Below are 5,176 nucleotides of genomic sequence, written 5' to 3'. Positions count from 1 at the left end.
ATAAAGGTGATCAGCACATACAGTGACGCTTCCACATAATCACGCACATGATAATAAATGTACGCGCTCCAATTAGACTCCGTTGGATGCGCAAGCCACGCTTGAATCCCTGTTTTAACAAATAACCAATGGTGAAGTGACGAGATTGCCCATTCGGCAAAATGAACAGGCTGGCTATAAATCAAACTTTGTTGAAAGTCCGTAGAAAACCAACTAAATTCATCCATCATCACTTGTTTACTGTGCATTGCGCCTTCTGCTGTCCAAAAGAATGCAATACCTATCCATTCAACGATAATACTAAAAAGAAGCGATCCTAATAAAATCCCGATTAACGAAAAGGGATTTAATTTAGATGAGCTTCGTTTTGCCTGTTGTACTTGTGGTGTTTCTTCTGTTGCCATAATTTGATTACCTACTTAATGTTATACTGGCATCGTTGTTTGAGAGAGTGATTCAAAGGCATCGACTACTTCTTTATTCGGTTGATAAGCATTCACCCCCTCCCACCAAGTTTCAGTGGTTCGGTAATTTTCACGCATAGATTGAGCCAATTGTTGGAGATTAGCAGGCATCATATCGTCCTTATCTTCAATGGGTAATGGCATTCTAATTTTCCATAACTGACTCCCTTCAATCAGCGCAAAGGCTTGACCTTTGGGTAAGTTTGTAATATCGGCTGGCGAAAGCATCGGTTTTTGTTTTGCGGTTACACGGTCACCTGTGTTAGAACCAAAGTCTTTATCTGAATTTGGGTCATTGCTGTCCGTCACACTTGAAATCGCCATGCTTTCTAAAATAGTCACTTCATGTAAATTTTTCGTTAAGACTTCCGCTGTCGCTTGCTCTTTCACACGTAACATAACCATTGAGTTAAAGTTACCCACAATCTGACCTGCCTTAGCCGCATCACCAATTCGTGCTTTAATATCAGAAATCGTCTGTGTATAAGCCGTAACCTGCACGCCTGCACCGCCGCCTTTATTGATGAGCGGAATAAACTCATCCCCAATCAACTCATTGAATTCATCACAGTGGACGTTGATAGAGATTTTACTTGGTTTGGCATTCGGTGATTGTGGTAAGCCATCATCAATACCAAATTTATAAATATGCCCTGCCATCGAAACCAAATCCGCAAACATTGAATTTCCTACTGCAGCCGCCACGGTTAAATCGGATAAGGCATCCAAGCCGATATAAACAATCCCACGCTTACGAATAACTTCTTCCCAGTCAAAAATAGGACGTGGATCAAGAATATCAGAGTAATCAGGTGACAAAAGCTCAGCGATTTTTCCTGATGTCAGTTTTTCTAATAGTGGTAATAATGAGGCAACAATCTTATCAAAGTAAGTTTTATCATATCGCACTGCACTGCATAAACCATCAAGGACAGGGTCAAAGACTTGATTATCTCGAATATACTGATCGACTGCGACAACCATTTCATTACGCCCTTTCATGGCAAGGGATAAGTTTTTTTGATCGATTTTTGTGGATGCTTCCGCAATCATTGCCCAAATTTTCTTATCTTGACGGTCAAAATAGAATTCCGCGTAATCTAAGAATAACGAATCAATACTACGAACATATCGCGCGATTTGCTCATAATTAGGACGGCGACCCAGTTCCACTAAAGCGCGGGCAATAATATTGACAAATCGCCAAGCAAATTCTTTAAATGCCGCGCTATTGCCTGAACCGCTTAGCTGTCCAGAAATACGTCCTGCCACTTCCGTGATCTTGTTAAAACGTCCAACCGCGTTGTAGCGTGCAGAAATATCAGGCCAACCTAAATGGAACACATAAAACTCGTTGTCGCGTCCGGCGCGTTTCGCTTCGGCGTACATCCGCTTCAGAATATCAGCATCCCCTTTAGGGTCGAAGAAAACAACCACTTCACGCTCATTAAAGGTTTTACCACGATGAATATCTTGTGTGACCAACAACTCAGCTAATCGCGTTTTTCCTACACGTGTTGTGCCTAAGACCAACATATGCCCCACACGGCTACTGAGTGGTACGGTCACATTAACTTCATCAAGTTCAATACCATGAATAGCAGGAATCCCTTCTACCGGTGGTAAAGGACGAAATGGATTAAAGGGGCTGTCTTTTGATGTTAATTTCGCAATAAAGCTATTTTCATATTTCTTTTCAAATTCACGAACAGCCACAAAACATTTTGATGGGCGAATATACTTTTCTGCATTTTGTTGAAAACAATCATGCAACCGCTGAGTATGCTTTTGTCCCCACTGAAAGCCTTTCCCAAGGAACAAAAATTTTTTCCCCACAGGAATTTGTTTACTGGTTAGCGCGTAGGTTGGTAAGCGTTTCAAATTGCGGTGATATTTCACAATTTTCCAGCCTTCTAAGCCACGTTTAATCCCTAACCATGCAAACCCACAGGCTAAGCCCAATCCCACCGTAGGTTGCAAGGCAATTGCCCATGGCATTAACGTACAAAAAATAATGGCAACAATACAAATTGCCGTGGTATAAAACTCAACGGGGGGACGCAGCAAGGCTTCCATTAAATACTTATTACTCATTGATAAATACCTTCCGATGTTAATAATAAGGGATAATGCTGAATCCCCAGCCGTTCACTTAAGCTGTCCGCCGGGGCCGGCATGAATGTAAGCTCAGGTAAAATATCGCGTAACGCTTGTAATTCTGCTTCAGTCTTTACATTAATGACCAAACCTGTTGCTTGTAGTTTAATCAGTTTGTCGCGATTGGCATTCAACCAATCCATGGATACATCATCATAGCCGACAAGAAAAAAGGGGTATATGCCGGGTAAATTCATCGCTTGGGCATTGACTTTACCGACTGAAAATTTATGAGAAACCACAGGAAGCAATTGCGCTTCAGAAAGTTGACTCGGTACGGCATTATGATGCTTTGGAGCTTCAGGCGAATGTACAGGCTGAATAGGTTCATAAAAACGAACCGCACTTTCTCCCCCTAAATCTGCAATGACTGTCGGTTGTGCGATGGCAGATAGGCTACACAGGCTCATAATAAGCGAGAGTAGAGACGTTTTTCGATTTTTGTTTTGATGTTTCATTGATTCTATTTCACGATGAGATTAATTAAACGTAGATACAATATTGACCATTAATTGTTTTTTGAGACAGATAATGGTGTAACCCAGGTAATATTCTCTGCCGTTGTGACAGGTTGAATCCAATTCACAGGGCTATCTGATACCAAACGAACACCGGGTGATGTGACTGATACACTTCGAGATGGGCGTATTTTAGATGTCGTAGTCATTGACTTTTTACTGTCCTGCAACTGAATTCGCGCGGTTTCAATGGCATTGTCCAAACCTGATGGTGAATGATCGATACCACGGATTTGCTTTAAGTTTGCGCGAATCCCTGACTTATACTTTTCGGCAGGTTGACCACCTGCCGGATGATGATAGCACCCGGTCGCGGCAATCCAGTTTTGATGCTTTTGATGACATTCACTGAGAATAATGGATGCCGCATGCAAATTGGTGTAGGGTTCAAATCCATCACAGGTTGAACGGAAGAAGCGTTTTCCATTCCAACCTACATTCACTTGCGCAATGCCAATATCAATATTTTTTAAGGGATAACGTTTGGCAAAGCGATGAAAGGCTTGGCACGCTTCTAACTTACTGGCATATTGGTAGCCTTTTCCTGCCACATTGATCGACCATGGCCAAGGTTTAACATTCGCTGAAGCAAGCTTGGTTTTACTCTCATTCATGGCAACCGCATATAAAATAGTCGGGGGGACTTGATGTGTCTGCGCAATTTCTCTAAACGCAGGCGGTACTGTATGCGTTCTTGCCCCAACATCCTGCCCCAAAATACAAATACCCAATCCCACAAGTCCCTGTAGCAGTGTTCGATAGTTTAATAGCGCAGTATTTTCCATTGATTGTCTCCGCTAATTTGAAAGGCAACAGGCATCTTACCTTGCCCATATTTCAGCCAATAACCTGAATCATGGTTTAAGGTAATTTGGCGATGACGAACCTTCTCAATATCAATTTGATATTTCACCGCCCAATCACGAATTTTATTGTCATCTTTCATTGAATCCAAGAAGTAAATATCAATCGGTTTATCGCCAACAATATTCAATAAGCGTCCAACATTCTTATTACACTCATCACAATCCAGTTTAGTAAAATAAATCACGCGACTGACGGCAGAAACAGGTGTGCCGGCATTACCGTCATTAGAGAATGGCAATTGGTTAGGGTAGAGCCGTTCAAACGCGCGGTTATAGGCAATTTGGAAAGCGATTTCTTTTTCTACACGTTGATATTCTTTTTTAGCCAATAATTCCGCGAAATGAGCACGCTCTTGCTCTGTTTTTGCTTCAATACCGAGCATCGTTAATGGATCGAGATTAGGCGTCCAAATGCCACGAGAACCTGCTTTCAGTTGCTGATATTGAGACCATTCTTCTTGCGTTAATCCCCAGTCAAGCCAAGGACTTTCGGATAGTTTAAGTTGATTGGTTGTATTCTGTCCCAAGGCTTTTTCAACAGTATTTTTCTGCTGTTCAGCTTGCTGAAGTGACGGTAAATTTGCACTATTTATCGTTTGATTAGGAACAGCATAGACAGACGAAATAGCCAGTGCTGTAGTAATTAGAATTGTGATACGAGATTTCATTATTTTCTCCATTTCATTGACTGTTGATGCAACAATTTTTCAGACTATGCCAAAAGGCAAAAAAAAATTTAATGAAAAACTAAATTGAGAAATAAAACAATTTCCCCCAAAAAAAAATCTGTCATTAAAAAAGCGACAAAAACAAAAAAAGGCCATCATGACGATGACCACATTGAGGTTGGTATTTCTTATTGTTATAAGGCGGAGTTGCTTTCTACTTGTACAGGCGGTGTCATTTTCTTCGGAATGTCGAATCGGCGTTCAAAACAAACATCTCGTGTTTCGTAATTCACCTTCAAGGTATAAGCTTCACCTACGAGCATTTCTAACGCATCACGTAATTTCATCGGACCAAAGCTATAATGCACTTTCGGCAATGGACGATTGAATAAACCGCTAACGCTACTCTCAGGAGAAGCACATAAACTAAAACCGGTATGTTTTAAAGCGGCTTCAATCCCTTGACGCACATTTTGTGAATAGGAAATATTTTTACCTTTACC

The 5,176-nt window shown here is 41.2% G+C and carries 5 protein-coding genes and 1 pseudogene; all 6 read right to left on the bottom strand.

What is annotated here, in order from left to right; all coding sequences use genetic code 11:
* The coding region (locus Q0O89_RS10280) for a DUF4400 domain-containing protein (RefSeq protein ID WP_293731600.1) at positions 1 to 404 on the bottom strand (404 nt) is incomplete at its 3' end.
* Between the two features lie 21 nt (positions 405 to 425).
* Positions 426 to 2,558 (bottom strand): type IV conjugative transfer system coupling protein TraD, encoded by a 2,133-nt coding sequence (gene traD, locus Q0O89_RS10275; protein ID WP_293731599.1) that lies wholly within the window; start codon positions 2,556 to 2,558, stop codon positions 426 to 428.
* Positions 2,555 to 3,079: an integrating conjugative element protein gene (locus tag Q0O89_RS10270; protein WP_273405763.1), complete on the bottom strand. Its 525-nt coding sequence runs from the start codon at positions 3,077 to 3,079 to the stop codon at positions 2,555 to 2,557. Before Q0O89_RS10270 ends, traD begins: the two co-directional genes overlap by 4 nt.
* A gap of 50 nt (positions 3,080 to 3,129) precedes the next feature.
* Positions 3,130 to 3,924 carry a transglycosylase SLT domain-containing protein gene (locus Q0O89_RS10265; RefSeq protein ID WP_135710976.1) on the bottom strand — a complete coding sequence of 265 codons (795 nt, stop codon included), beginning with the start codon at positions 3,922 to 3,924 and terminating at the stop codon, positions 3,130 to 3,132.
* Positions 3,903 to 4,673: a TIGR03759 family integrating conjugative element protein gene (locus Q0O89_RS10260; RefSeq protein WP_293731598.1), complete on the bottom strand. Its 771-nt coding sequence runs from the start codon at positions 4,671 to 4,673 to the stop codon at positions 3,903 to 3,905. The genes Q0O89_RS10265 and Q0O89_RS10260 overlap by 22 nt, the downstream gene beginning before the upstream one ends.
* 194 nt (positions 4,674 to 4,867) lie before the next feature.
* Positions 4,868 to 5,176, bottom strand: a pseudogene (locus tag Q0O89_RS10255) (hypothetical protein); the annotation flags it as partial.

This window comes from uncultured Actinobacillus sp. (assembly GCF_945915845.1).
Classification (GTDB): Bacteria; Pseudomonadota; Gammaproteobacteria; order Enterobacterales; family Pasteurellaceae; genus Exercitatus.
The sequence above is the reverse complement of the archived record's forward strand: the minus strand, read 5'-3'. Positions and strand labels throughout refer to the sequence as shown.

Bases quoted from the DNA above. Each gene is read 5' to 3' on its own strand.
- traD (WP_293731599.1), bottom strand. From the start codon at position 2,558: ATGAGTAATAAGTATTTAATGGAAGCCTTGCTGCGTCCCCCCGTTGAG.
- Q0O89_RS10270 (WP_273405763.1), bottom strand. From the start codon at position 3,079: ATGAAACATCAAAACAAAAATCGAAAAACGTCTCTACTCTCGCTTATT.
- Q0O89_RS10265 (WP_135710976.1), bottom strand. From the start codon at position 3,924: ATGGAAAATACTGCGCTATTAAACTATCGAACACTGCTACAGGGACTT.
- Q0O89_RS10260 (WP_293731598.1), bottom strand. From the start codon at position 4,673: ATGAAATCTCGTATCACAATTCTAATTACTACAGCACTGGCTATTTCG.